We start from the raw sequence: 24,140 nt of genomic DNA on the forward strand, positions 1-24,140 counted from the left end.
TCTCCTACCTCGCGCGCCCTAGTTGAAGTCCTCGAGCACTCGCGTCGCGCGGAACTGCAGCGCGGCGAGAAGACCCGTGATGAAGAACAGTGCGACCGACACCGCCGAGGCGAAGCCGAAATCGGCGCCGGAACCGCCGAACGCGATGCGGTAAATCATCGAAATGAGAATGTCGGTTCCGCCGGCCGTGTATTCGCCCTGGCCGAACGGGCCGCCACCCGTAAGCAACTGGATCGCGTTGAAGTTATTGAAGTTGAACGCGAACGACGACACGAGCAGGGGCGCAACGGCGACGAGCAGAAGCGGGGCGATAACCCGAACCGTTGTCTGGAAGCGGCTCGCGCCATCGATGCGAGCGGCCTCCTTGATGTCCTCCGGAATCGACTGGAGAGCGCCCGTGCAAATGATGAACATGTAGGGGAAACCCATCCAGAGGTTCGTGAGCAGCACCGCGGCCTTCGCCATCGTCGGATCCCCGAGCCAGTTGATGTCGAGGTGGAGCAAGTTATTGATGAGGCCGAAGTCTTTGTTGTAGAAGTTCGACCAGATGAGCAGCGAAATGAAGCCCGGGACCGCGTACGGAAGGAGCAGGAAGGAGCGGTACAGGCGCTTACCCTTGAGGCGGTCGTCGTTGAGGACAAGCGCGAGGAAAAGCCCCAAGATAAACGTCGTAGCGACGCTCAGGAATGCGAACGCGAGGGTCCACAGGAACACCTTGAAGAACTGCGCGCCGATCTTGCCATTCGTGAACAGGCGCGCGTAGTTATCGAGACCGACGCCTTGGAGCCAGCCCTGTGAGAGCGCCTGCCCCGTCTTGTCGCTGACGAACTTCTCGCTGCTTCCGACCTTCTTGATCGACCAGGTCTCGCCCGTTTCGGAATTCGTGATCGTGTCGGACGCCTCGTCATAGCGCATGACCTTCGTACCCTCGAAGGCCATCGTCGGAGTGAGCAGGCGGATCGCCTCTGTATCGCTCTTTTCAACGGCGATCTCGAGGACCTTCTTTCCTGCCTGGTTGATCTCCTTGTTTGTGAGGATCTGGACGCCCTTGCCGGCCTCAACGACGCGTTTATTCTCGACTTTGACGTTGGCCGGATCGACCTTCTCAAGCGGCTGCTCGGTGCTTCCGTGGAAGATCTCTCCCGTTTCTGGATTCACGAGATACAGCTCGAACGGGCCGTCGGCGGCGGTGCCGGTCGTCGCAACGCTCGCGTTGAAGCGCGTCGATCCTTCAACTTCTTTCACCGAATTGCCGGTGATCGAAGCGATCGCCTGTTCCTTCGTGCCGCGCGTGCCGTCACCGTAGTTCGTGAACGAGTAGTTCACGGTGAGGAGGATCGGCGTAATGAGGAAGATCAGAAGGAAGAACGTTCCCGGGAAGATGTACTTCGCGGGGATGAAGCGTTTAGTCGAGTAGATGCAGAAAATCGCGATCGTGACGACGATGGTGATCGCGAGCCACATCCACAGCTTGAGGCCGATCAGCACGGGCACAAGCCAGCACGCGGTTGCGAGCACCGCGCCGAGGAAGACGATTTTGAGGATAAGGGGCAAGAGCGACGTGGAGCGTTCCTTGAACGCGGGCGCATCCGTTGCGGTCATGGGCGTGGACCCTTCCTAAAGGGGCGAAGTAAGGGGTCACGCGCGCGGACAAGGCGGCGGCCGAAGCCGTGCGCCCTGCTCGCGCGCGTGAGTATCACGGGAGATCGTTCGTGGGGATCAGATCTGCGACTTGATCTGTTCGCCTGCGGACTCCATGGCGTCCTTAGGGTCGGCGCCCTTGACGATGTTGGCCTGGGCGATTCCGAGCGGCTGCCACACAGCGGCCATAGCGGGGATCGCGGGCATCGGCAGCGCCTTCGAGGCGAACTCAGCGTTCTTGATCATGTCGGGATGCTCGCCCGCGAGCTTCTCCTGGATTTCCTTGTTGACCGGGGGAAGCGGGTTGATCGGGAACATTTCCTCGATCACGGTCGAATCCTCGGCGATGGACTGGATGAAGGTCTGGGCGTTGACCGCGTTCTTACCGTTGGCGGCAACGAAGAAGAGGTTGACACCAGCGAACGGCTCGGCCGGGTTCATGCCTTCGAAGCCAGGAATCGCACTCATCGTGTAGTCCATACCGGCCTTCTGGATGTCTGCGAGTGCCCAGGGGCCCGAGATGAGGTAGGCGGCTTTGCCGTCGGTAAAGCGCGCGATCGAGTTCTCGCCGGTGATCGAGGTCTTGAGAACACCTTCGGCGCCGAGTTCCTTGAGCTTCTCGCCGGCAGCGATCGAGCCTTCCTTGCCCACGCCGATGTCTGAAGGATCCGCGTCGCCCTCGGCGGTCCTACCGAAGAGGTAGCCTCCACCCGACGTGTAGAGGGGCTCCATGTGGTAGGCGTCGCCCTCTTCGCCGATCGGGAGGGAGAGGATGTCCTCGGCGCCCGAGGCCTTGCCGGCTTCAACGAGTTCCTCGATGGTCTTCGGTTCGGGAACGTCCGTGAGGGCATTGTTCGAGTAGAGGACGAGGGTTTCGACGGCGTAGGGGAGGCCGTACACCTGGCCCTCGTACGTTGCGGCCTTCATGCCGATTTCGTCGATGGCTTCGGTTGCCTTCGCGCTCAGCTGAACCGGGGTGATGGCGGAGTTCTGGATGAGGTTACCGATCCAGTCGTGGGCCGCGAGGATCATGTCGGGGCCATTGCCGGCCTGGTTCGCGGTGATGAAGTTCGCCTGCGGGTCGGTCGCCACGATCTGCACGGCAACGGTCATACCGTTTGCCTCGCCCCACTTGGCTGCGGCGTCCTTGAGGGAGTTGGCCTTCTTCTCATCGGTCCAGATGACGAGGTCGGCGTCGGCACGTTCTGGGGCTTTGGACTCATCGCCACCCGCGCCGCCGTCCGAGGCGCCCGAGGAGTTCGAGCCCGATTTGTCGCCGCCACATGCGGCGAGGGCAGTAGCGCCGATGGTTGCTGCGCTTGCAGCGAGGAAAGTCTTGCGGCGAATCTTCACCGTGTTCTCCTTTGAAATGGTGGACCCGCGTAGGCGCGGGGCGACGGGGGTATGTCGTGCTTTCACCGTAGCGTGAAAGCGAAAGTTGTGCAAAAATATCAGAAAGATCGCAAGAAACTTGCAGCTCGATAATTCAGCTCGCGCGCATGGTTTACCAATGTGGACGCCGCTCCACGCGCGACACTTTTGGCCCTGGAGGGACCGTATGGCGAAGGTGCGACTCATCGATATAGCGCGCAAAGCGCACGTGAGTGAAGCAACCGTGTCGCGCGTCCTTGCGGGCAAACCCGGTGTCAACGCCGCAACTCGCGACAAGGTTCTTTCAGTCGCGCGCCTGCTCGGTCGCACCGACGGCGCAATCGATGATGCGGCGCCTCTCGTAGGCCTTGTCATGCCCAACATGGAAAACCCGGTCTTCCCGCTCTTTCTCGAGCGCCTCGAAGCTGAGGCCTACGCCGCGGACCTCGAGACTCTCGTGAGCATCAACGCGCGAAGCGAGGCGCAAGAAGCCGCCTCCATGGAGCGCCTCATACGCGCCGGCGCGCGCGGGATCGTTCTTGTCTCGGGTCAGCACGCGCACGATGAAACGAGCATCGATCACTACATCGCGTGCGCCGAACGCGGCATCAAGCTCTGCCTCATTAACGGGGTGCGCCCCGGGCTGGACGCGAGTTTCATCAGCACCGATGATTCGAAAGCGGTCTTTCTCGCGCTCGAGCACTTGCGGCACCTCGGTCACGTGCGCGTGGGCCTCGCGGTTGGCGACGAGCACTCGTGGCCGGTACGCGGCAAGGTCGCGGCGTTCGAGGAGCACTGGCCCCACGAGTTCGGATGCGTCGCCTACACCGATTTTTCGTTTGCGGGTGGTTACCAGGCCGCACTTGAGCTCTACGACCAAGGATGCACGGCCATGGTGTGCGGGAGTGATCAAATGGCGCTCGGGGCAATCGCAGCGATTCGTGATCTTGGGCTCCAAGTGCCCGCGGACATGTCGGTCGTGGGGTACGACGATATTCCGCTCGCGGCGCACCATACTCCCGCGCTTACAACAATTCGCCAACCGGTGCCGGCCATCGCGCGTACCGCCATACGAAGCGTGAGCAGTGCAACGGGGGAGTCGAGGCAAGCCCCTCGCGCCGTCTACGTTGTCCGTCCCGAGCTCGTGGTTCGACAAACCACCTCACCGCCCGCGAACACGATAGGCTAAAAGGCGTGAACACCACCGACTCTGCCCCCACGACCCATATCGCCGACATTCCCAATAAGACCTACGAGGCGGCGCTCAAGCGCAACGCTCAGGTTGAGGAACAGCTCGCGAAGGACCCGTCGGTCTTTCGCATGCTCACCGGAGATCGCCCCACGGGTGCTCTGCATATAGGCCACTATTTCGGCACGCTCAAGAACAGGGTTCGCCTTCAGCAGCAGGGGGTAGAAACCTGGATCCTCGTCGCTGATTACCAGGTGATTACGGATCGTGACGTCGCGGGGGATATCAAGGGCTCGGTGCGCGAGCTCCTCACCGACTACCTCGCTGCGGGCATCGATCCTGAGCGCGCAACGATCTTCGCGCATTCGGGTGTTCCCGAACTCAACCAGCTCATGCTCCCGTTTCTCTCGCTCGTGACGCAGCCGGAACTCGAGCGCAATCCCACCGTGAAGTCGGAGATGCAGGCTGCGGGCAAGAGCGCGATGGGCGGCTTGCTGCTCACGTACCCCGTCCACCAGGCGGCAGACATCCTTTTCTGCCACGGCAATCTCGTTCCGGTTGGCAAGGATCAACTCCCGCACATCGAGCAGACCCGCCTCATTGCGCGACGCTTCAACGAGCGCTTCGCCGGCGGCGAAAAGTATTTCCCGGAGCCTGATGCGCTGCTCTCGAAGGCCGCTGTCATTCTCGGTCTCGACGGCGACAAGATGTCGAAGTCTCGTGGGAACACGGTCATGCTCAAGATGACCGCCGCGGAAACGGCGAAGAAGATCAAGAAGGCTAAGACCGACTCGGAGCGCCTCATTACGTTCGATCCCGACAATCGCCCCGAGGTCTCGAACCTCCTCACCATTACTGCTGAATGTACCGGCCGCGCGCCGGAGGACATCGCCGAGGAGATCGGTGATAAAGGTGCGGGGACGCTCAAGGTGATGTGCGCCGACGCCCTCAATGCTCATCTCGAACCGGTGCGGGCGCGTCGCGCCGAGCTCGAGGCGAATCCCGACTACCTCTTCGAGGTGCTGCGCGCGGGCACGGAGCGTGCGCGCGAGCAGGCGGTCCAAACCCTCGATGAGGTCCGCGACCGCATGGGCATGCGCTACTGAGTGCGCGCGTGAGAAATCGTTCGTTCGAGCTTCGACCCCATCATGAGCGGGTCGTCGCGCTGACCGGTGCCGGGCTGAGTGCTGCGGCCGGGCTTGCGACGTTCCGCGGGCCGGGTGGGATCTGGGAGGAAAACCCCGATCTCGAGGCGGCAATGGACGTCAGTCGTCTTCCGGGAAATGTGCCGATCCTGTGGCGCGTGTGGGGGAGCGTGTTTGAGCGGGCGCTTATCGCTGGGCCGACCCCCGGGCATAGAGCTCTCGCAGCGCTCGACGCAACGATTCTGACTCAGAACGTCGACGGGCTGCACCAGTTCGCCGGTTCGCACGATGTTGCCGAACTGCACGGAAGCGCGGCGGAGGCTGTGTGCCTCAACCCGGAGTGCACGTGGCGCGCGCAACTCGCCGTGCGCCTCGATCCCGAGCGTGATCCTTCCGATCCCGAGCATTACGGGGTGCCGCGCGACTGCCCCGTGTGCGGGGCTCTCATGCGTCCCGACATCGTCCTTTTCGGCGAGATGCTCCCGAGCGGAGTGCTCGAGTATTCGGAAAACGCGGCGCGTAACTGCGACGTGTTCCTCGCCGTCGGTACGTCGAACACGGTTGCCCCGGCATCGCTGCTCGCGCCGCTTGCGCGCGCTTCGGGTGCGGTGACCGTGTGTATCAACCCGTACGCGGACTCGGACCGCCTCGCGGGTGTGTTCGACTATGTGGTGCGGGAAGACGCCCACACGGTGCTCGCGCGCTGGGCGGAACACCGCGGGCGCGAGAGGCGCAACCCGTTCCTCGACCCGTTTTAGAGTGTGGGGATCTCGGGTGCGGTGACGGAGGTCCGACACTCGCCCGGCTCGGCTTGCAGCGGGTATTCCATGAGGAGCTGCTGGCCACCGAATTCTTCGAGTCCGCGGCGTACTCGGAAGCCGATCTTTTTGAGCTGTTCTACCGAGCGCTTGTTCGATGTTTGAACAACGGCAATCATGACGGGTTCGTCGAGGGTGTCTCTAGCGAACTCGATGACGCGCCTGACAGCTTCGCGCGCATATCCGTGACCGACGAATTCGGGCAGGAGCGCGTAGGTGATTTCGAGTTCGTCGCGGTCGTAGTTCAGGTTGACGATACCGAGCATCTGATCCGTAGCGCCGTGCGCAATGATCCAGGCGCCCCACGTGTTCCCGAGCGGGGAAAGTTCGAGAGCCTGGCGCGAGCCGAAATTCACGGCTCCGCCGAGGTATCGGCTCGCCGAGGGATCGGTCATGAGCCGCACGTAGTCGTCCCGGTCTGCCTCTCCGGGTTCCCGGATATGAAGTCGTTCGGTGCGTAGCCGAACTGGCCAATAGGGTTCGTGTTCGCGTCTCACGACCACTAGCTTAACTGTGACGCCTGAGACATTTCGAGGTGCGCTCGCGATGCGGGTCACCGCGTGTTTTGGTCGTGTTCATGTCACTGCAACCCGGACACCCCGCGACGACGCGGGATACACCGCGCGAATATCGCGCAAGAAAGGGCAGGAAACCCGATGGCCGAGCTCATCAACAGCCCACTGTTCGCCGTTCACGAGCGTGAGGGCGCCTCGTTCACCGATTTTGCGGGCTGGAATATGCCCGTGCGCTACACCTCGGATCTCGCCGAGCACGCCGCCGTGCGCGAGCGCGCCGGCCAGTTCGACCTCTCGCACATGGGCGAGGTGTTCTTTACGGGCCCAGAGGCTGGCGAAGCGCTCGACTACGCGCTTGCGGGCAAGATCAGTTCGCTTGAGGTGGGGCGCGCGAAGTACTCGCTCTTGCTGAGCGAGGAAGGCGGCATCATCGATGACCTGATCGTCTACCGCCTCGCAGAGGATCGCTTCCTCACCGTCCCGAACGCGGGAAATCGTCTCGTCGACGCCGCCGCTCTCAAGGAACGCGCCGAGCGTTTCGACGTCGAGGTCACCGATCGCAGTGAGGAGATCGCGCTCGTTGCGGTTCAGGGCCCGAAATCCGCGGAAATCGTGCGCGGCTTTGCTGAACGCGAAGGCATCGAGGTGGATCTCGACGCTCTCGATGCTCTCAAGTACTACCGCATTCTTGCGGGAACCTACGAGGGCGAGGAAATCCTTTTTGCCCGCACCGGTTACACGGGCGAAGACGGCTTCGAAATCTACGTTCCGAACGCCCTGGGTGTGAAGACGTGGGAGGCAATTGCTGGCGTTGGCGGCGAGAACATCCAGTCGTGCGGTCTCGCGTGCCGCGACACGCTCCGCCTCGAAGCCGGCATGCCCCTTTACGGCCACGAGCTGAGCCTCGATATCGTCCCGGCACAGGCGGGCCTTCGCCGTGTGGTCGCCTTCAAGTCGAAAGGCGATTTCGTCGGGCGCGAAGCCCTCGAGGGCAAGGATTTTTCGGATCGCCGAGTGCTCGTGGGGCTCAAGGCCGACGGTCGCCGCGCCGGCCGCGCGGGCTACGTTCTTCACGATGAGAACGGCACGGAGGTAGGGGAGCTGACCTCGGGCGCGCTCGCACCGACTCTCGGTTACCCGATTGCGCTTGCTTACGTTGAGCCTCACCTCTCGAACGAAGGTCAGGAACTGTCGATTGATGTGCGCGGCAAGGCACTGCCCGCCACCGTCGTATCCCTCCCGTTTTACTCGCGCGCCAAGTGACGCGTGGGGCTGCCTACCAGGAGGCGGCCCGTAGGATTTTCACGAAGGTACGCTTCACACACTCTGAAAGGAACAAAGATGTCGGATCTGAAGTACAGCAAGGACCACGAATGGGTGCGCGAGGAAGGCGACGGCACCGCAACGATCGGCGTGACCGACTTCGCTGCTGACCAGCTCGGCGACGTTGTCTACATCGACCTGCCCTCCGTCGGTGAAGAAATTGAGGCCGGCACCGAGATGGGCGAGATCGAGTCGACGAAGTCGGTCTCGGATCTTTTTGCCCCGCTGTCCGGCGAGGTCACCGAGGTGAACGAGGACGTCGTCGAAAGCCCCGAGAAGGTCAACGACGATCCCTTCGGCGAAGCATGGCTCATCAAGGTCAAGGTCACCGATATCCCCGATGATCTGCTCTCGGCCGAGGAATACAGCGAACTGACCAGCAAGTAAATATTTGAGGAGTTTCCCGTCCATGTCTGAACACCACAGCAACGTCGCTGTCGATAATTCGGCGATCGACGGTCTTCATTCGTTCGTTCGTCGTCATGTCGGCACTGCGAGCGAGGACCAGAAGAGAATGCTCGAGGCACTAGGCCTCGACTCGCTCGGTGCACTTCTTGAGAAGGCCGTGCCGGGCACGATCCTTCTCGACGAAGGGCTGGATTCTCTGCTTCCCGAAGGCGCGAGCGAAGCCGAGGCTCTCGAGGAGCTTCGTGCTCTTGCGAAGAAAAACACCGTGAAGCGGTCGCTCATCGGCCACGGGTACTACGGCACGTACACGCCCTCGGTCATTCAGCGAAACATCCTCGAGAACCCAGCTTGGTATACGGCGTACACGCCGTACCAGCCTGAGATCTCGCAGGGCCGACTCGAGGCGCTGCTCAACTATCAGACCATGATCGGGGACCTCACGGGCCTCGAGATCGCAAACTCGTCGATGCTCGATGAGGCCACGGCGGCTGCCGAGGCAATGCTTCTTGCGCGCCGCGCGGCCCGCGGCAACAAGTCGAATGTGTTCCTCGTGGACACCGACGTGTTGCCGTCGACCCGCGCTGTTCTCGGCGGCCGTGCCGAGGCCGTTGGCATTGAACTGAAGGACGTCGATTTCGCGAACGATGGCGCTCCGTCGGGCGAGTACTTCGGCGCGCTTGTGCAGTACCCGGGCGCTTCGGGTCGCGTGTGGGATCCTCGCGACGTGATTGCCGCGGTTCAGGCCAACAAGGCGAAGGCAATCGTGGCCGCGGATCTGCTCGCGCTCACGCTCCTTGCCTCGCCCGGCGAGCTCGGCGCGGATGTTGCGGTGGGTAACTCCCAACGCTTCGGCGTTCCGCTCGGCTTCGGTGGGCCGCACGCCGGCTACATGGCGGTCTCGAAGGGGCTTGAGCGGCAGATTCCCGGCCGACTCGTGGGTATCTCCCTCGATGCGGAGGGCAACCCCGCGTATCGCCTCGCCCTCCAGACTCGTGAGCAGCACATTCGCCGCGAGAAGGCAACGAGCAATATCTGCACGGCGCAGGTCCTGCTCGCTGTTATGGCGTCGATGTACGCCGTGTACCACGGCCCCGAGGGTCTCAAGCAGATTGCTAGCGAGGTCGCTGGCCGCACCGCCGCGCTCGCTGCGTGGCTCACATCGAACGGTTTCCAGCTCAAGCACGAGACGTTCTTCGACACACTTGAAGTGACCGTCAACGGCAAGGCTGAGGACGTTGCTCAGGCGTTCGATGACCGAGGCATCCTCGTCGCTCATCCCGATGCGGACACCGTCCACGTCAGCCTCGACGAGACTGTCACGCCGAGCGCGCTTTCGGAGATCATCGAGGTATTCTCGGAGTTCTCGCCCTCCCACGTCGGCGACGTGGCTTTTGACGACTGGGCTCAGCCCGGTGAGACCTGGGGCGAACTCGCGCGTACGTCCTCGTTCCTCGAGGCGCCCGTGTTCAACTCGTTCCGCTCGGAGACCGCGATGATGCGTTACCTGCGCCGTCTCGCGGATAAGGACTATGCCCTCGATCGCGGCATGATCCCGCTCGGTTCGTGCACGATGAAGCTCAATGCCGCGACCGAAATGGCCGCAGTTACGTGGCCCGAGTTCAACGCGATCCACCCGTCCGCGCCCGCAAGCGACGTTCAAGGCTACGTCGAGCTCATTACTCAGCTCGAAACCTGGCTCGCCGACGTCACAGGCTACGACACCGTGTCGCTTCAGCCGAACGCTGGTTCGCAGGGCGAGTACGCGGGTCTTCTCGCGATCCGCGCCTACCACGCGAGCCGCGGCGAATCCGCCCGCACCGTGTGTCTCGTGCCGAGCTCGGCCCACGGCACAAACGCCGCTTCCGCGGTCCTCGCGGGCCTGCGCGTCGTCGTTGTTGCGAGCGACGCTAACGGCAACGTGGATCTCGACGACCTCAAGCAGAAGATCAAGGATCACGCCGATGAACTCGCGTGCATCATGATCACGTACCCGTCGACCCACGGCGTGTACGAGTCCGAAGTCCGTACGATCACGCAGCTCGTGCACGATGCTGGCGGGCAGGTGTACGTTGATGGCGCAAACCTCAACGCGCTGCTCGAAGTGGCGAAGCCGGGCGAATTCGGCGGCGACGTCTCGCACTTGAATCTGCACAAGACGTTCTGCATTCCGCACGGCGGTGGCGGGCCCGGCGTCGGCCCCGTTGCGGCGAAGGCCCACCTCGCACCGTTCCTGCCGGGGCACCCGGACATGCAAAATGCGGAGCACCCCGTCATTGGCGGTGCGGATCGCGCCCACGGCGGCGCACCTGTGTCGCAGGCACCGTACGGTTCCCCGTCGATCCTGCCCATCCCGTGGACCTACATCCGCCTCATGGGCGCGAAGGGGCTGCGCCACGCGACCGCATCGGCCGTGCTTGCCGCAAACTACATGGCAAAGCGGCTCAGCGAGAAGTTCGAAATCCTCTACCGCGGGGAGAACGGGCTCGTGGCGCACGAGTGCATCGTGGATCTGCGCCCCTTCACCGACCGTACGGGTATCACCGTCGATGATGTCGCGAAGCGTCTCATTGACTACGGTTTCCACGCTCCGACCATGAGCTTCCCCGTTGCGGGCACCCTCATGATCGAGCCGACCGAATCGGAAGACCTGTGGGAGATCGAGCGCTTCATCCTCGCTATGCACCGGATCGCGGACGAAGCCGAAAAGGTTGTGTCGGGCGAGTGGCCGAAGGACGACAACCCGCTCGTCAACGCCCCGCACACCGCGTATTCGGTTGCGCGCGAGGACTGGGATCATCCCTACTCGCGTGACGAAGCCGTGTACCCGGGTGTGAATGCCGCGAGCGAAGCGGGCTATGACCCTGACTTCCACATGACAAAGCAGATGCAGTACCAGGCGAAGTACTGGCCGCCGGTCAGGCGCATCGACCAGGCATACGGTGACCGCAATCTCGTGTGCTCGTGCCAGCCGCTTGACGCCTACGAACAGGGCTAATAGCGCAGCCTAAGGGTGGGGTGTTCCTTCGGGAGCGCCCCACCTTTGCGTTGGTCTTGGGAAACATGAACGAGCGTGAACTGGAGTTTGGCCACGCCGTTGCGAATCTCGTAGGTTGATGGCCATGACAGAGATACTCACCACACACGCGGGCTCGCTCCCGCGCACCCAAGAACTGATCGACGCGAACTACAACAGGGAGCTTGAGGCCGACGGCTTCACCCCAAAGAAATCGCCTGAGTTTGAACGCATTCTCGCGGACGCGGTCGATGGCGTCGTGGCCCGCCAGAAGGAGATCGGTATTTCCGTGCCGGGCGATGGCGAGTACGGCAAGGCGATGGGCTCAGCCGTGAATTACGGCTCCTGGTGGTCATACATCTACGACCGCACCGAGGGGCTCGAGCTCACGGGGACCGATTTCTTCAATGCAAAACCGCAGCGCAGCGAGCCCGGCAAGATTGTCTTGACGAGCTTCGACGATCGCCGCGACCGCAGCCTTTTCCCTGGAGCGTACGCCGATCCCATTACCGGTGTTCCCACGACCAACGACAAGCCCGAAACGTTCATCATTCCTGCTGCCACCGGGCCGGTTGCCTTCTCCGAACTCGGTAAGGACCTGTGCGCCAACGACATTCGAAACTTCTCGCACGCACTTGAGAAGTCGGGGTATGAAAAGGGCTACCTTTCGACCCTGTCGCCGGGCTCGGGCGCCAGAATTCACGACGAATACTACGGTGATCCGGATGCGTTCCTCGACGCGTGGGTGGAGGTGATGCGCCCCGAGTACAAGGCCATCACCGACGCCGGCATCCAGATCCAGATCGATGACCCTTCGCTTGCCGAGAACTTCGACCAGATCAACCCTGAGCCGAGCGTTGAGGACTACCTCGCGTTCACGAAGAAGCGCGTCGATGCCATCAACCGTGCGATCGATGGAATCCCTCGCGAGCTCGTGCGCCTGCACACGTGCTGGGGTTCGTGGCACGGGCCGCACGTGACGGACTTCGAGTTCAAGTATCTCGCCGAGCTCATGCTCGAGGTTAACGCGAAGTACTACTCGTTCGAAGCGGCGAATGTGCGCCACGAGCACGAGTGGGTTGTCTGGAAGGACGTCACGCTGCCCGAGGATCGCGTGATCGTTCCCGGCATCGTCTCGCACTCGACGAACGTCGTGGAGCATCCCGAGCTCGTGGCGCAGCGCATCGAGCGCTTTGCGGACATCGTGGGCCCCGAGCGTGTGATTGCGTCGACCGACTGTGGTCTTGGCGGCCGCATCCACCCGGAGATCGCATGGGCGAAGCTCGAGTCCCTCGTGGAGGGCGCGGGCATCGCCTCGGCGAAGTACTGAGGTCATCCGCGACCAGCCGCGAAAGTGACGGGGGCGTGACGCGTAGCGTTCACGCCCCCGTCACATTGGGGACACGTGTCTTTATCGTGGGCGTTGCTCCGAGGCTGCACAATCGGAAGCGTGAAAATCCTCGTAGTTGCCGAATCGTTCCTTCCCCATATGAACGGCGTGACCAACTCCGTTCTTCGCGTCGTCGAGTGCTTCGCTCTCTCCGGCCACGAGGTGCGGATTGTCGCCCCCGGCGCGCCCGGTATCCCGAATGAATTGACGTTCGGCGCGGAGCGCGTGCCAATCATCCCCGTGCTGTCGATACCCATGATGGGCTACGGCCAGGTGCGCATGAGTGCGACGACCAACTACCGCATTCGCTCGATCATCGACGATTTTCATCCCGATGTCGTCCATCTTGCCTGCCCTGCCCTGCTCGGCAACGCAGCGTCGAAGGCCGCCGTCAAAAGAGGTATCCCAACGGTTGCGATCTACCAAACTGACCTTCCTGGCTACACGCGCAAGTACGGGGCGCCAGTTCTCGAGGAAGCGATGTGGATGTTCCTCCGCGACATCCATAACCGCTGCGAGGTGAATCTTGCACCGTCGTCAAGCACGCGCAATCAGATCGTCGAGCACGGCATCGAACGCGTGCAGATCTGGCGCCGTGGGGTCGACACTTCGCAGTTCTCGCCCTCGCGGCGCAGCGACGAGCTTCGCGAGCGCCTCGCCCCGAATGGGGAAAAGCTCGTGGTGTACGTCGGGCGCCTTGCAGCCGAGAAGCAGGTCGAGGACCTCGCCGTGCTTGAATCGCTTCCCAACGTTCGCCTCGTGATCGTTGGCGAAGGGCCCCTCGAGGCAGAGCTTCGCGCGGCCATGCCGGGCGCGTATTTCGCGGGGTTCAAGAAGGGCGCCGAGCTTGCGGAGATTGTGGCTACGTGCGACCTGTTTGTGCACACGGGAGAGCTCGAAACTTTCTGCCAGACGATCCAGGAGGCGATGGCTTCTGGGCTGCCGGCGATAGCCCCCCGCTCTGGCGGCCCCATCGACCTCATCGACCATTCGCGTACGGGCTGGCTGTACACGCCCGGCAAGCTCGATGAGCTTCGTGCCTACGTCGAGGACCTCCTCGGGGACGATGCGAAACGCGAGCATTTCGCTGCGGCCGCTCAGGACTCGGTGCGCCAGCGCACGTGGCCGGTTCTCGCCGAACAGCTCCTTGGCTTCTATCGCGAAGCTGCGCGCGTGCATGAGGCGTCAACGCAAGCCGCGTAACCTTCCATCGCGCGGCCGCTCCTAGTGGCGGGCTGGCTGTACAAGGCGGAGGAAAGCTTCGAGTAGCCGCAAGGCGCCGTCGGAACCGTGCATTCCCTGGGCGCTCGCGCGCCACTGTTCAATCTCGCGCGCGAAGGAATCGCGTTCTCGTTCGGCGGGCGTGAGTGCGCTCGTAGCGGCCCAGCGCGTCGCAATTGCGGGCGTGACCTCGGGGTGGAACTGCACACCCCATGCCGCCTCGCCAGCCCGGAAGGCTTCGAGGCGGCCCTCGCTGTCGAGGGCGAGGGGAACGATGGGCGCGCCACCGGGAGTGGTTGTGGGGAGTGCGGAGACTTCGTCCTTGTGCCACTGGAATGCGCGGAACACCGTCCCGGTTTCGTGAAGCTCGGCACGGGAGAACAGGGGATCGGTGGCGGCAGCTGGCTGCGCTATTACGGTGCAGAGCCCGACGGCAGGCTCCGGCCTGCGGGTAATCGCACTGCCTAGTGCGGCTCCGAGAAGTTCCTCGCCGAGGCAAATTCCAAAGAGCGGAAATGTGGTCTCGACAGCGTCAAGACAGAGTTTTCGGCACGGTGCGAGCCATTTGTAGCGATCGTCCTCGAGCGGGCCCGGGCCACCGCCGAGGATGATGAGACCGCGGGACGTGGAGGCGATGCTCGAGAGGGACGGCAGTGCTTCGCCCCGGTAGGGTCGAATAACGTTGAGCGTGAGGCCCGCGGCACGCGCGAGCGGTTCGAGCATGCCCGGTGGGCAGTCGTCCTCGTGTTGAATGACGGTGAGCGCTCGGCGTGTGTTTTTCTCCATGTCCCCGTTATACAGGAGACGGACTCGCCGCGAAGCACTTGGAGGACTTTCGTCCATCGTTTAGACTGAGGTCGCGGCGGCCGCTTGCGGCGGCCGACATTCCTACCCGACCATCATGGAGAAAAGCGTGACCCAGCACAATAACGCCGCGGCAAGCAACGAAACCTCGCAGGGCTACAGCCTCGGCTTTTCGATTCTCCTCACCGCGGTCGTGTTCGTGCTTTTCGCTGGCGGCCTTTACGTTATGAGCCTCTACACGATTGCGCCGATCTGGTTCGTCGTTGGGCTTGCCATGTCGATTGTCGCGCTCTTTCTCGCGTTCGATATCGTCCCGCGCTTCTTCATGAAGTAGAACAGCAGCGATAGCAAAAGGCCCCGGCGCGGTCGCCGAGGCCTTTTCGTTGCGAAGAAGCAGGAGCGAGCTATTGCGCACGCTTCTTATCTGCGCTTTTATCGAGGGCCACGACGGCCTCGAGCGCCATGACGATCATCGAGTCGAACGTCTCCTGGCGCTCCTGAGCGCTCGTCTCTTCACCCGTGAGCAGATGGTCGGAGATCGTGCACACGGATAGCGCCTTGCGGCCGAACTGCGCGGCGAGCGTGTACAGCCCAGCGGTTTCCATCTCGACTCCAAGCACACCGTAGTTGGCGAGGGTTTGGGTGATCGGATTCGGGTTGTAGAACTGGTCGGCGGAGAACAGCCCGCCAACGCGATAGGGGAGTTCCTGCGCTTCGGCAGCCTCCACCGTGAGGCGCAAGAGTTCGAAGTCGGCCGCGGGGGCGTAGGTGACGTCACCGAAACGCGCGCGGTTCATGGCCGAATCCGTGCTGGCGCTGCTCGCGATTACGACGTCGCGCACCTTGACCTCCGGCGCCATACCGCCCGCGGTGCCCACGCGGATGATGGCTTGGACGTCGTAGTCGTTCATGAGCTCGTGCGCGTAGATCGCCATCGATGGCTGGCCCATGCCGGAACCCTGTACGCTCACACGCACGCCCTTGTATGTACCCGTGTAGCCGAGCATGCCGCGCACCTCGTTATAGAGCTTCGCATCGTCAAGGAAGGTTTCCGCGATCCACCTCGCGCGATAGGGGTCTCCGGGGAAGAGGACGTAAGGCGCGATCGCGCCTTCGGGGGCATTAATATGAGTAGACATGCCTTAAGCCTACGGTGTTTGGAGATGGGATGCCCGAAACTTTTCTGCCAGATCGTGAAGCCGTCCGCGCAAGGTGGGCGGTTTCGCTTGTGTTTCTCCTTAATGGCGTGAGTTTTTGTGCGATTCTCCCGCGCTACCCGGAGATAGTGCGGCAGCTGGGCATCAATAACGCGGAACTCGGACTCGCCGTGGGTCTCGGGCCGCTCGGTGGCCTCGCTTTCGGCTTGCTCGCCGCGCCGATTATGAAGCGGCTCGGATCCGGGAAGACCGCGGTGATCTTTCAGCTCCTGGCCTCGAGCGCGCACGTGCTCATCTATCTCGCTCCGAGCTGGGGCATGCTCGCGCTCGGCTTCGTGCTCGCGATGAGCTTCGACGCCATTACGGATATTTCGCAGAACGCTCACGGGATGAGGGTCGAGCGCCGCTATCGCCGCTCGATCATCAACAGCTTTCACGGATTTTGGTCCCTCGGTGCTGTGCTCGGGGGCGTGATCGGCTCCGCGTGCGCGCAATTCGGCGTCCCGCTCGCCTGGCAAGGCTGGGGCGGGCTCGTCGTGTTTGGTGCCATCGCGATTGCGAACTTCCCGTTCCTGCTCAAAGGTTCCGACGCCTCCGAGCGCGTCAAAGAGGTCTCGTCTCCAAGCGCCTCCTCCGCGAACGAAGCCCCGGCGGACCTCATGGGGGAGACGAGCGGTGACACCCTCCTCGAAAGCACCACGCCACAACGCGGGAAGCTCGGTGCGCTCGCGCTCCTCGGCGCGCTCGGCATGGTTCTGGTATTTGCCGGCTCGACCGAGGACGCGGGGAGCACATGGGGCGCGCTCTTCATGACCCACACCTTCGATGCTTCGCCGTTCGTCGCGGGGCTCGCTTTCGTCGCCCTCCAAGGTGCGCAGATGGTAGGTCGATTCGTGGGAGACCCGATCGTCGATGCGTGGGGCGACCGAAAAACGGCACGCGTCGGTGCGATAATTTCGTTCGTGGGTATGGGCCTCATGCTCGTGTGGCCAAATGCCGTGACGGCGGTCGTCGGCTTCGCCGCGGCCGGCTGGGGCGTCGCGACTCTCTTCCCGGCTGTCTTCCGTGCGGGCGACAATATTGAAGATTTCGGTCACGGGGTCGGCATCACCGTTGTCGGGTGGTTCGCGCGCATCGGGTTCCTTCTCGCCCCACCGATCGTGGGCTGGCTCGCCGATCTTTTCACGCTGCGCTATGCCCTCGCACTCGTGCCCCTCTACGCGATCGGAATCTTCATCTTCGCCGGTGCCCTCGAGGACCTGACAAAGGCCGATAAGCGCGTGAAGGCCGCGGCCGCATCGTAGGCCCGGCAAACGTCGGACCGCCCCACGCCCCTCGAGCCCGCTCCTGTTTATTCGAACGCGCGTGTGTCGCCCGCACCCTCGCGCAGAACGCGCGGGACATCGCCCGTGAGGTCAATGATGCTTGTGGGCTCTGTGCCCGTGACCTCCCCGTCGATAATCGCGGGAATGAGGTGGCCGAGGCGATCCTCGACGACCCATGATTCCGTGAGCACGGAGCTCTCGCCGGGCATGATGAGGCTCGAACTCATGAGAGGCTCCCCGAGTGCCTCAACGATCGCGCGCGCCACCACGTGATCGGGAATACGCGCCCCAACCGTGTGCTTCTTCGGGTGGAGCATGCGGCGCGGGAGCTCCTTCGTCGCCGGCATGATGAACGTGTACGGGCCCGGGGTATGCGCGCGCAGCAAGCGGTAGTTGGGATTCGAAATGCGCACGTAGGTGCCCAGCTGGCCAAACTCGCTGCACATGACCGTAAAGTGGTGGTCTTTGCCGGTGTGGCGAATCGTGCGGATCTGCTCTAACGCCTCGTGGGCACCGATGCGGCAGCCGAGCGCGTACCCCGAATCGGTGGGGTACGCGATGAGCTCACCGTCCTTTAGCCGCTCAACAACCTGGTCGAGCAGGCGCTGCTGTGGAGTGACGGGGTGAATCGAAATGAGGCGTGCCATGACCCCATGTTAGTGCGGCGGCGCGGGAGCGAGCGTGACGTAGCCGTCAGCGTCAATCGAGGCGAGCGAAGTGGTCAGCACCCAGCCGTCCGCGCTGAGCACGGCCGTGCTTTCATCGGGCTTCTTCCAATACCCGTGGAACACCTGAGGTCCTTTGATCATGAGCTTGCCGACGGTTCCCGGGCCCACGACGCGCCTGCGGTCATTTAGATCCACGACCCGCACCTCGATCGAGGGGAGCGGTGTCCCCACGGTGTGCTCGCGCCCCTCTTCCGCGGTGCGCAAATACACGGTGACGCCAGCTTCAGCGCCGCTGTAACCGACCATGAGCGGCCAGCCAAGGTCCCGTGCCCAATCCCGAAAACTCGGTGCGTGGTCACGGCTCACGGGACTCAACGCGAGCCTCAATGTGAGGGACCGGCCTGTCGTGCGGGCATGCTCGGCGAGGAAGCGGAAGACCTCGGTATCGCCGGAGATCACCTCGGGAGGGTGCTTCTTGAGAGCGCGCATGAGGCCGGCGCGGTCGAACCGCGGGAAGAGAATCGTGTGCCGACCGTAAAAAAGGCTGGTCGTGAGAGTATCGGCGATCCCGATCACCGAGTGCAGCGGCCATAGCGCGTAGCCGGTCTCGGTCCCTGCTGGTGCCGTTTCGAGATACTCCAGGGACTGGTGCGCGAGCGCCGTGAGATTGTCGTGGGTGAGCATCGCCCCGAGCGAGCTGGCCCGCGTGTGCCCTTCGTACACGATGGTCGCGAGGTCACGTGGACTCGGGTAGGGATAGTCGTCAGGAAGCGGCGCTGAGCCCAGCAGGTCCTTGAGACGCGTGCGCGTGCAGAAAGTGAGGGGAAGCTGCGCCGGGCCTTTGGACGGCGATGCAACCCGCATGACTCCCTTGCCGCCCGCTTTCGCAATCTCTGCGAGTGCCCCTGTTAGCGTGAGCCGACGCGGGGCAGTCTTCGGAAGCTCCGGCGCTTGGACGGTGATGACGGTTTTTGGTCGCGCGTGCTGGTCGAGACCCGCGAGCGCATTGAGACGATACTCGGCGATGATGACCGCGACCGGCGTGTAATCGGCAAATTCCCGGCTCAGGCGCATCATCGGTTCGCGATCGGAGTGCTGCACGGCGATCGCTCCGATCCGAAGGACCGCGTGGAACGCCACGACGGCTTCAATGCTCATAGGCAGGACGATCGCGACGCGGTCGCCCGCACGGATTCCCGAATCCAAGAGTCCCTGCGCAAGGCATCGAATGCGGCGGCCAAGCTGCCCATAGCTCACGCGGGTTCCGCTCATCTCGATAGCCGTGCGTGAACGGAAATGCGAAATGGCAAAATCGAGAAGTTCCGAGGCATTCAAGGGGAGGGGATGTGCGCTCGCCTCGGAAGCCGGATCGATGACGTACGACCGTGCCGCGGGCATGAGCGCCTCCTCTCCGGGATCCTGTGTGGGGCGTGCGAGATTCGCCCCTGCATCTGACGTGTGCAGTCTAAGGAGCGAACCTGCATATTAACCCGAGACACCCGGGGTGCTTCATGGGTGGAGTAGCGAAGTCGCACGTGGTTGCGCTATGAGCAAGCCGAGTGTGCGAAAGTAGCACCGTGAATGAGAACAAGCAGGCGGGAGCCGTGAGCGTGCGCCTTGATACGTGGCTGCACGCGGTGCGGCTATTTAAAACGCGTTCCCTCGCCGCGAGCGCGATCAGAGCCTCGCACGTGCGCGTCGATGGCGAGGTCGTCAAGCCGAGCTTCCGCTTGAGCATGGGCAGAACGGTTGCCATACGCCACCCCGGCTACACGAACGAGTACGTCGTCACACAATTGCTCTCAAAGAGAGTTGGTGCGCCACTTGCCCGCGAGGCCTACACCGACATCTCCGTTCCGCCGCCCCCGCAGCTCTTCGCGGCACCACCGCGACGTGAGCGTGGGACTGGCCGCCCCACGAAAAAGGAACGCCGAGCGCTCGACCGCCTGCGCGGCCGCGAATCGCAAAACGGCAGGTGGACGACCATTTTCGACAATGATGAAAGTTGAGCGGAATAGACTCAACTTTGGTGGCGTTGCATAGAGCGTAAGCGTGAGAACGAGGAAGGCTCGGCAATCGTCGGACCTGCCAGGCCACAACCCCGCTCCACGCACACCACGTGAAAGGAGCGGAAAATATGCAATTTTCCTTCACCCAACGCTCGCGCGAAGCCGTCGGGGCGGCAACGCGCTCGGCGGAAACACTGCGCAACACCAACGTCACCGGTCTGCACTTGCTCGCGGCACTGCTCGAACAAGAAGACTCAATCGCCACGGCCGTGCTCACCGACACGGGCGTGCACATCGGTGCGCTCAAAGAGCGGATCAACCAAGAAATTCAGCGTTTGCCGCGCCTCACGGGCAGCGCCGACCAAAAACCCGTCTTCCAGGGCGATGGCTACGACGCGCTTGAGGCTGCCGGGAAAGAAGCCGGCGCCGGCATGGGGCAAGGGGCAGAAGGGTACATCTCGACCGAGCACTTGCTCTACGGCATCGCCAAGGCCGCAAAAACCCCTGGCGACATCCTCAAAGACTTCGGCGCGACCCCGAAAGCGATCCGCGCCAGCATCGCAAAACTCACCAAAGGAACAAGCATGAACAAAGAAAACCCGGAAGGCTCCTTCAAGAGCCTCGAAAAATTCGGGGTCGACCTCACCGCCCGCGCGCGCGAAGGCAAACTGGACCCCGTCATCGGCCGCGACGGCGAAATCCGCCGCGTCGTCCAAGTGCTCAGCCGCCGCACGAAGAACAACCCCGTGCTCATCGGCGAGCCCGGCGTCGGAAAAACCGCCGTCGTCGAAGGCCTCGCCCAGCGCATCGTCGAAGGGGATGTGCCCGAATCGCTCCGCGGCAAGACCCTCGTCTCGCTCGACCTTTCCTCGATGGTCGCCGGCTCGAAATACCGAGGCGAATTTGAAGAGCGTCTCAAGAGCGTCCTCGACGAAATCCGCGACTCGAACGGCAACGTGATCACGTTCATCGACGAGCTGCACACAGTCGTCGGCGCAGGCGGCACAGGCGAGGGCTCCATGGACGCCGGCAACATGCTCAAACCCATGCTCGCGCGCGGCGAACTTCGCATGGTGGGCGCGACGACCCTCGACGAATACCGCGAACGGATCGAAAAGGACCCGGCTCTCGAACGCCGCTTCCAACAGGTCTTCGTGGGCGAGCCAAGCGTCGAAGACACGATCACGATCCTCCGCGGCCTCAAAGACAAGTACGAGGCGCACCACAAGGTCACGATTTCGGACTCGGCGCTCGTCGCTGCTGCCTCGCTTTCCGATCGCTACATCAACAATCGCCAGCTCCCTGATAAGGCCATCGACCTCATTGACGAAGCTGCCTCGCGCCTGCGGATGGAACTCGACTCCTCACCCGTGGAGCTCGATGTTCTTCGCCGCCAGGTCGACCGGCTCAAGATGGAAGAGCTCGCCCTCAAGGGCTCGGACGATCCGGGATCGCTCGCGCAACTCGCGAGCGTCCGCGAGCATCTCGCGGCGCGCACCGAGGAGATGAACGAGCTTTCCGCCCGCTGGGAGCGCGAGAAATCCGGCCTCAACGAGGTGGGCGAGCTCAAGGCAAAGCTCGAGGATCTCCGCATGCAGGCCGATCGTGCCCAGCGCGAAGGCGACCTGAGCCAGGCCTCGAAGATCCTCTACGGCGACATCCCCGAGCTCAAAAAGAAGCTCGTGGAACTTGAGCACGGAGAAGGCACCGAGAGCCGAGCTATTGACGAGGAGCAAAAGCCGCTCGTCGCCGACAAGGTCGGGCCCGACGACATCGCTGGCGTGGTGTCCTCGTGGACCGGCATCCCCGCTGGCCGACTTCTCAGGTCCGAGACGCAAAAGCTTCTCGACATGGAGGACATTATTGGTAAACGCCTCATCGGTCAGCGCAGGGCCGTCGCCGAGGTCTCGGATGCCGTGCGCCGCTCGCGCGCCGGAATCGCCGACCCGAACCGGCCCACGGGATCGTTCCTCTTCCTCGGCCCCACGGGCGTAGGCAAGACCGAACTCGCCAAATCCCTCGCCGAATTCCTCTTCGACGACGAACGCGCAATGGTTCGCATCGACATGTCCGAATACGGTGAAAAGCACAGCGTCTCTCGCCTCGTGGGTGCACCTCCGGGCTACGTTGGCTACGAAGAGGGAGGGCAGCTCACCGAGCAGGTCCGACGCCGCCCCTACACCGTCATACTCCTGGACGAGATCGAGAAGGCCCACCCGGACGTTTTCGACATCCTCCTCCAGGTGCTCGATGACGGCCGCCTGACCGACGGCCAAGGGCGCACGGTCGACTTCCGGAACACTATTGTGATCCTCACGTCCAACTTGGGCGCGCACTTCCTCCAGGACGAGAGCCTCGACGACAGTGCGAAACGCGAGGCGGTCATGAGCGCTGTTCGCGCCGCGTTCAAGCCCGAGTTCGTCAATCGCCTCGACGACATCGTCATGTTCGACTCCCTCAGCCGCGAGGAGCTGCGCCGCATCGTTGGCCTCCAGGTGGCGTCGCTTGCCGCGCGTCTCAAGGATCGCCGCATCACCCTCGAGGTGAGCGACGCTGCCGAGGATTTGCTTGCCGAGCGCGGATTCGATCCAGCGTACGGCGCGCGCCCGCTCAAGCGTCTCGTGCAGAAGGAGATCGGCGACGCGCTCGCGCGCCTCATCCTCACGGGCGAGGTTACGGACGATCAGAAGGTCACGGTTGACGTGGAGCACGAGGAGGGGGCGCCGGCCCGCCTCGTCCTCCACTGAATTCCATAGGTGTTGTGGGGGTTATTCGCACCCCTTCACTTGGATTCCATAGGGGTTGTGGGGGTTATTCCCTCGGGCTTAGCCCCCCCCGCAACCTACCGCATTGCCTGGCGTCGGAATGCTTCGCGAACCTTGACAACAAGGGGCCACTCGCGAGGCACCGGCGCCAGCGCATATGGTGACAACTTAAAGTTGACGCGATTGATGCGAGGCATCCCCGGCGCGTCTATTCGATACTTCGCTGGAAACTCGTTGCACCAACCGACATACGGGAGGTCATCTTTATAAATCGGGACGACCTCCCACCCCTCCTCCCGAAGATTCTCGGCGTGGTAGCGGTCGCGCGCCGTCCGTTGCGGCTCTTCGTGGGAGCTTCCCTGATACTCCACAACGACCTTCTGAGCCGGATAGACGAGGTCACGATCGGGAACGACGATTCCTCCGGCCAGCGGGATAGGAATATTGAGCTGCGGTTCGGGAAGGCCTGCCTCGACGAGAAGAAGGCGGCACAGAGTCTCCTGAGGTGAGTCAGAGCCCACGCGAATATTGTCGAGCGCCCATCGCGTGTTGGAGGCACTGTCGATTTTTGGGTATTTCTCGCGCGCGCCCTTGAGGCCAGCAATCGTGCAGTAGGGCCGGCTTCGCCCCTCGTAGTTCGGGCGCGGCCGACGCACGAGATAGTCGCCTACGGCCACGAGCTCAAACGGGTTCAGCACCGTCGCAAGATCAAGGAACGTTCTCTCGCGGGAGATGATCCTGAGCGGCTTTTTCCACAGGGGCGCGGTGGAGGGGTGCCACGGCATTCCGACGCTTGCTGGGCCACCGTCGGCACCTAAGCCCGCACGAATCTGGTCGGGCTCCACAACAATGACATCGTCGCTTGCCAAAAGATGCTGCCGCCACTCGGCACATGGCTGCGTGGGGGAGCGGTGATGGTAGGGGTAAACAAAGTTCGGAAGGCCATTGAGTTTTTCGGGTATGGGCGCGTGAGCGTCTTGGATACGCGCCAGTTCCGGAGTTGGTGGGCATTCCTGCGCGAGGAATCTGGTGGGTAGAGGAAATCCCCACAAGAGTGCTGCCGAAATTTGAGAGAGTGCTGCTTTTGGGCATGCGTGAGTCACGATGCGCGCGTAGTCCCAACTTGTGGGCGAAAGATCCGTCGGAGCATAGATTCCCCGGTGGAGCTGCTGATAATTCGGACCGCGGAGCTGATCTCGCGTGACTGCCTGCGCATAGGCCTCTTGGGACGTGAATACGGTGTGCGCGAGGGCGGCCGGGATAGGAGCTCGGATGCGTGCCACGGCTTGCATGCTATGGATCGGCAGCTGTCATCATGCGCGCCCCTGGGCGGAGTGGGAGAAACCGAGAAATGTGGAGCGCGAGCCGCCTCAGCGCG

20 protein-coding genes are annotated in these 24,140 nt (G+C 62.9%); 12 read left to right on the forward strand and 8 right to left on the reverse strand.

From position 1 onward, the window contains the following. Positions 1 to 18: 18 nt before the first annotated feature. Positions 19 to 1,602 (reverse strand): ABC transporter permease subunit, encoded by a 1,584-nt coding sequence (locus HMPREF3157_RS01500; protein WP_070435321.1) that lies wholly within the window; start codon positions 1,600 to 1,602, stop codon positions 19 to 21. Between the two features lie 117 nt (positions 1,603 to 1,719). After that, the gene (locus tag HMPREF3157_RS01505) at positions 1,720 to 2,994 is read right to left on the reverse strand and encodes a sugar ABC transporter substrate-binding protein (protein WP_034372695.1); all 1,275 of its coding nucleotides are present in this window, start codon (positions 2,992 to 2,994) and stop codon (positions 1,720 to 1,722) included. A 205-nt stretch (positions 2,995 to 3,199) separates the two neighbouring features. Between HMPREF3157_RS01505 and HMPREF3157_RS01510 the strand changes: the two genes are divergently transcribed. Genes HMPREF3157_RS01510 through HMPREF3157_RS01520 form a run of 3 tightly spaced genes read left to right on the forward strand, consistent with a single transcriptional unit; the run spans position 3,200 to position 6,104 of the window. Further along, positions 3,200 to 4,201: a LacI family DNA-binding transcriptional regulator gene (locus tag HMPREF3157_RS01510; protein ID WP_070435322.1), complete on the forward strand. Its 1,002-nt coding sequence runs from the start codon at positions 3,200 to 3,202 to the stop codon at positions 4,199 to 4,201. Between the two features lie 5 nt (positions 4,202 to 4,206). Next, positions 4,207 to 5,307, forward strand: coding sequence for a tryptophan--tRNA ligase (gene trpS / locus HMPREF3157_RS01515; RefSeq protein WP_016664290.1), 1,101 nt, complete (start codon positions 4,207 to 4,209; stop codon positions 5,305 to 5,307). An 8-nt stretch (positions 5,308 to 5,315) separates the two neighbouring features. After that, the gene (locus HMPREF3157_RS01520) at positions 5,316 to 6,104 is read left to right on the forward strand and encodes an SIR2 family NAD-dependent protein deacylase (protein ID WP_034372702.1); all 789 of its coding nucleotides are present in this window, start codon (positions 5,316 to 5,318) and stop codon (positions 6,102 to 6,104) included. Here the strand turns inward: HMPREF3157_RS01520 and HMPREF3157_RS01525 are convergent. Continuing rightward, entirely contained in the window at positions 6,101 to 6,661 is a 561-nt protein-coding gene (locus tag HMPREF3157_RS01525; protein WP_246816474.1) for a GNAT family N-acetyltransferase, read from the reverse strand. The genes HMPREF3157_RS01520 and HMPREF3157_RS01525 overlap by 4 nt on opposite strands. 159 nt (positions 6,662 to 6,820) lie before the next feature. Here HMPREF3157_RS01525 and gcvT point away from each other — a divergent pair, with 159 nt between their 5' ends. From gcvT to HMPREF3157_RS01550, 5 genes are all read left to right on the forward strand, one after another. Further along, positions 6,821 to 7,942, forward strand: coding sequence for a glycine cleavage system aminomethyltransferase GcvT (gene gcvT, locus HMPREF3157_RS01530; protein ID WP_016664293.1), 1,122 nt, complete (start codon positions 6,821 to 6,823; stop codon positions 7,940 to 7,942). 78 nt (positions 7,943 to 8,020) lie between these two features. Continuing rightward, entirely contained in the window at positions 8,021 to 8,389 is a 369-nt protein-coding gene (gene gcvH / locus HMPREF3157_RS01535) for a glycine cleavage system protein GcvH (protein WP_070435324.1), read from the forward strand. Positions 8,390 to 8,411: 22 nt separating this feature from the next. After that, entirely contained in the window at positions 8,412 to 11,405 is a 2,994-nt protein-coding gene (gene gcvP, locus HMPREF3157_RS01540; RefSeq protein WP_141740575.1) for an aminomethyl-transferring glycine dehydrogenase, read from the forward strand. Between the two features lie 124 nt (positions 11,406 to 11,529). Continuing rightward, positions 11,530 to 12,753, forward strand: a complete 1,224-nt coding sequence (locus HMPREF3157_RS01545) for a cobalamin-independent methionine synthase II family protein (RefSeq protein WP_034372707.1) — start codon at positions 11,530 to 11,532, stop codon at positions 12,751 to 12,753. 120 nt (positions 12,754 to 12,873) lie between these two features. Further along, on the forward strand, positions 12,874 to 14,016 hold the full coding sequence (locus HMPREF3157_RS01550; RefSeq protein ID WP_070435325.1) for a glycosyltransferase family 4 protein: 1,143 nt from the start codon (positions 12,874 to 12,876) through the stop codon (positions 14,014 to 14,016). Positions 14,017 to 14,037: 21 nt separating this feature from the next. Here HMPREF3157_RS01550 and HMPREF3157_RS01555 read toward each other — a convergent pair whose 3' ends face one another. Beyond that, positions 14,038 to 14,820 (reverse strand): type 1 glutamine amidotransferase, encoded by a 783-nt coding sequence (locus tag HMPREF3157_RS01555; protein WP_070435326.1) that lies wholly within the window; start codon positions 14,818 to 14,820, stop codon positions 14,038 to 14,040. A 127-nt stretch (positions 14,821 to 14,947) separates the two neighbouring features. Here HMPREF3157_RS01555 and HMPREF3157_RS01560 point away from each other — a divergent pair, with 127 nt between their 5' ends. Further along, positions 14,948 to 15,172: a hypothetical protein gene (locus HMPREF3157_RS01560; RefSeq protein ID WP_016664299.1), complete on the forward strand. Its 225-nt coding sequence runs from the start codon at positions 14,948 to 14,950 to the stop codon at positions 15,170 to 15,172. Between the two features lie 70 nt (positions 15,173 to 15,242). Here HMPREF3157_RS01560 and deoD read toward each other — a convergent pair whose 3' ends face one another. Beyond that, the gene (gene deoD, locus HMPREF3157_RS01565) at positions 15,243 to 15,977 is read right to left on the reverse strand and encodes a purine-nucleoside phosphorylase (protein ID WP_016664300.1); all 735 of its coding nucleotides are present in this window, start codon (positions 15,975 to 15,977) and stop codon (positions 15,243 to 15,245) included. Between the two features lie 89 nt (positions 15,978 to 16,066). Here deoD and HMPREF3157_RS01570 point away from each other — a divergent pair, with 89 nt between their 5' ends. Next, on the forward strand, positions 16,067 to 17,299 hold the full coding sequence (locus tag HMPREF3157_RS01570; RefSeq protein ID WP_246816475.1) for an MFS transporter: 1,233 nt from the start codon (positions 16,067 to 16,069) through the stop codon (positions 17,297 to 17,299). A gap of 47 nt (positions 17,300 to 17,346) precedes the next feature. Here HMPREF3157_RS01570 and HMPREF3157_RS01575 read toward each other — a convergent pair whose 3' ends face one another. Both HMPREF3157_RS01575 and HMPREF3157_RS01580 read right to left on the reverse strand, forming a co-directional pair. After that, positions 17,347 to 17,967, reverse strand: a complete 621-nt coding sequence (locus tag HMPREF3157_RS01575) for an L-threonylcarbamoyladenylate synthase (protein WP_034372720.1) — start codon at positions 17,965 to 17,967, stop codon at positions 17,347 to 17,349. Between the two features lie 9 nt (positions 17,968 to 17,976). Further along, positions 17,977 to 19,386: an AMP-binding protein gene (locus HMPREF3157_RS01580; RefSeq protein WP_034372723.1), complete on the reverse strand. Its 1,410-nt coding sequence runs from the start codon at positions 19,384 to 19,386 to the stop codon at positions 17,977 to 17,979. 179 nt (positions 19,387 to 19,565) lie between these two features. On the opposite strand from HMPREF3157_RS01580, the gene HMPREF3157_RS01585 reads away from it, so the two are divergent. Both HMPREF3157_RS01585 and clpB read left to right on the forward strand, forming a co-directional pair. After that, the gene (locus HMPREF3157_RS01585) at positions 19,566 to 19,997 is read left to right on the forward strand and encodes an RNA-binding S4 domain-containing protein (protein ID WP_246816477.1); all 432 of its coding nucleotides are present in this window, start codon (positions 19,566 to 19,568) and stop codon (positions 19,995 to 19,997) included. A 128-nt stretch (positions 19,998 to 20,125) separates the two neighbouring features. Continuing rightward, on the forward strand, positions 20,126 to 22,744 hold the full coding sequence (clpB, locus tag HMPREF3157_RS01590) for an ATP-dependent chaperone ClpB (RefSeq protein ID WP_070435328.1): 2,619 nt from the start codon (positions 20,126 to 20,128) through the stop codon (positions 22,742 to 22,744). A gap of 95 nt (positions 22,745 to 22,839) precedes the next feature. Here clpB and HMPREF3157_RS10345 read toward each other — a convergent pair whose 3' ends face one another. After that, positions 22,840 to 24,045, reverse strand: coding sequence for a hypothetical protein (locus HMPREF3157_RS10345; protein ID WP_141740576.1), 1,206 nt, complete (start codon positions 24,043 to 24,045; stop codon positions 22,840 to 22,842). Between the last annotated feature and the right edge of the window lie 95 nt (positions 24,046 to 24,140).

Source organism: Dermabacter sp. HMSC06F07 (genome assembly GCF_001807345.1).
Classification (GTDB): Bacteria; Actinomycetota; Actinomycetes; order Actinomycetales; family Dermabacteraceae; genus Dermabacter; species Dermabacter hominis.

Excerpts from the sequence above, each read along its gene's own strand:
- HMPREF3157_RS01500 (WP_070435321.1), bottom strand. The coding sequence starts at position 1,602 with ATGACCGCAACGGATGCGCCCGCGTTCAAGGAACGCTCCACGTCGCTC.
- HMPREF3157_RS01510 (WP_070435322.1), top strand. The coding sequence starts at position 3,200 with ATGGCGAAGGTGCGACTCATCGATATAGCGCGCAAAGCGCACGTGAGT.
- gcvT (WP_016664293.1), top strand. The coding sequence starts at position 6,821 with ATGGCCGAGCTCATCAACAGCCCACTGTTCGCCGTTCACGAGCGTGAG.
- gcvH (WP_070435324.1), top strand. The coding sequence starts at position 8,021 with ATGTCGGATCTGAAGTACAGCAAGGACCACGAATGGGTGCGCGAGGAA.
- gcvP (WP_141740575.1), top strand. The coding sequence starts at position 8,412 with ATGTCTGAACACCACAGCAACGTCGCTGTCGATAATTCGGCGATCGAC.
- HMPREF3157_RS01545 (WP_034372707.1), top strand. The coding sequence starts at position 11,530 with ATGACAGAGATACTCACCACACACGCGGGCTCGCTCCCGCGCACCCAA.
- HMPREF3157_RS01555 (WP_070435326.1), bottom strand. The coding sequence starts at position 14,820 with ATGGAGAAAAACACACGCCGAGCGCTCACCGTCATTCAACACGAGGAC.
- deoD (WP_016664300.1), bottom strand. The coding sequence starts at position 15,977 with ATGTCTACTCATATTAATGCCCCCGAAGGCGCGATCGCGCCTTACGTC.
- HMPREF3157_RS01575 (WP_034372720.1), bottom strand. The coding sequence starts at position 17,967 with ATGGCACGCCTCATTTCGATTCACCCCGTCACTCCACAGCAGCGCCTG.
- HMPREF3157_RS01580 (WP_034372723.1), bottom strand. The coding sequence starts at position 19,386 with ATGCCCGCGGCACGGTCGTACGTCATCGATCCGGCTTCCGAGGCGAGC.
- clpB (WP_070435328.1), top strand. The coding sequence starts at position 20,126 with ATGCAATTTTCCTTCACCCAACGCTCGCGCGAAGCCGTCGGGGCGGCA.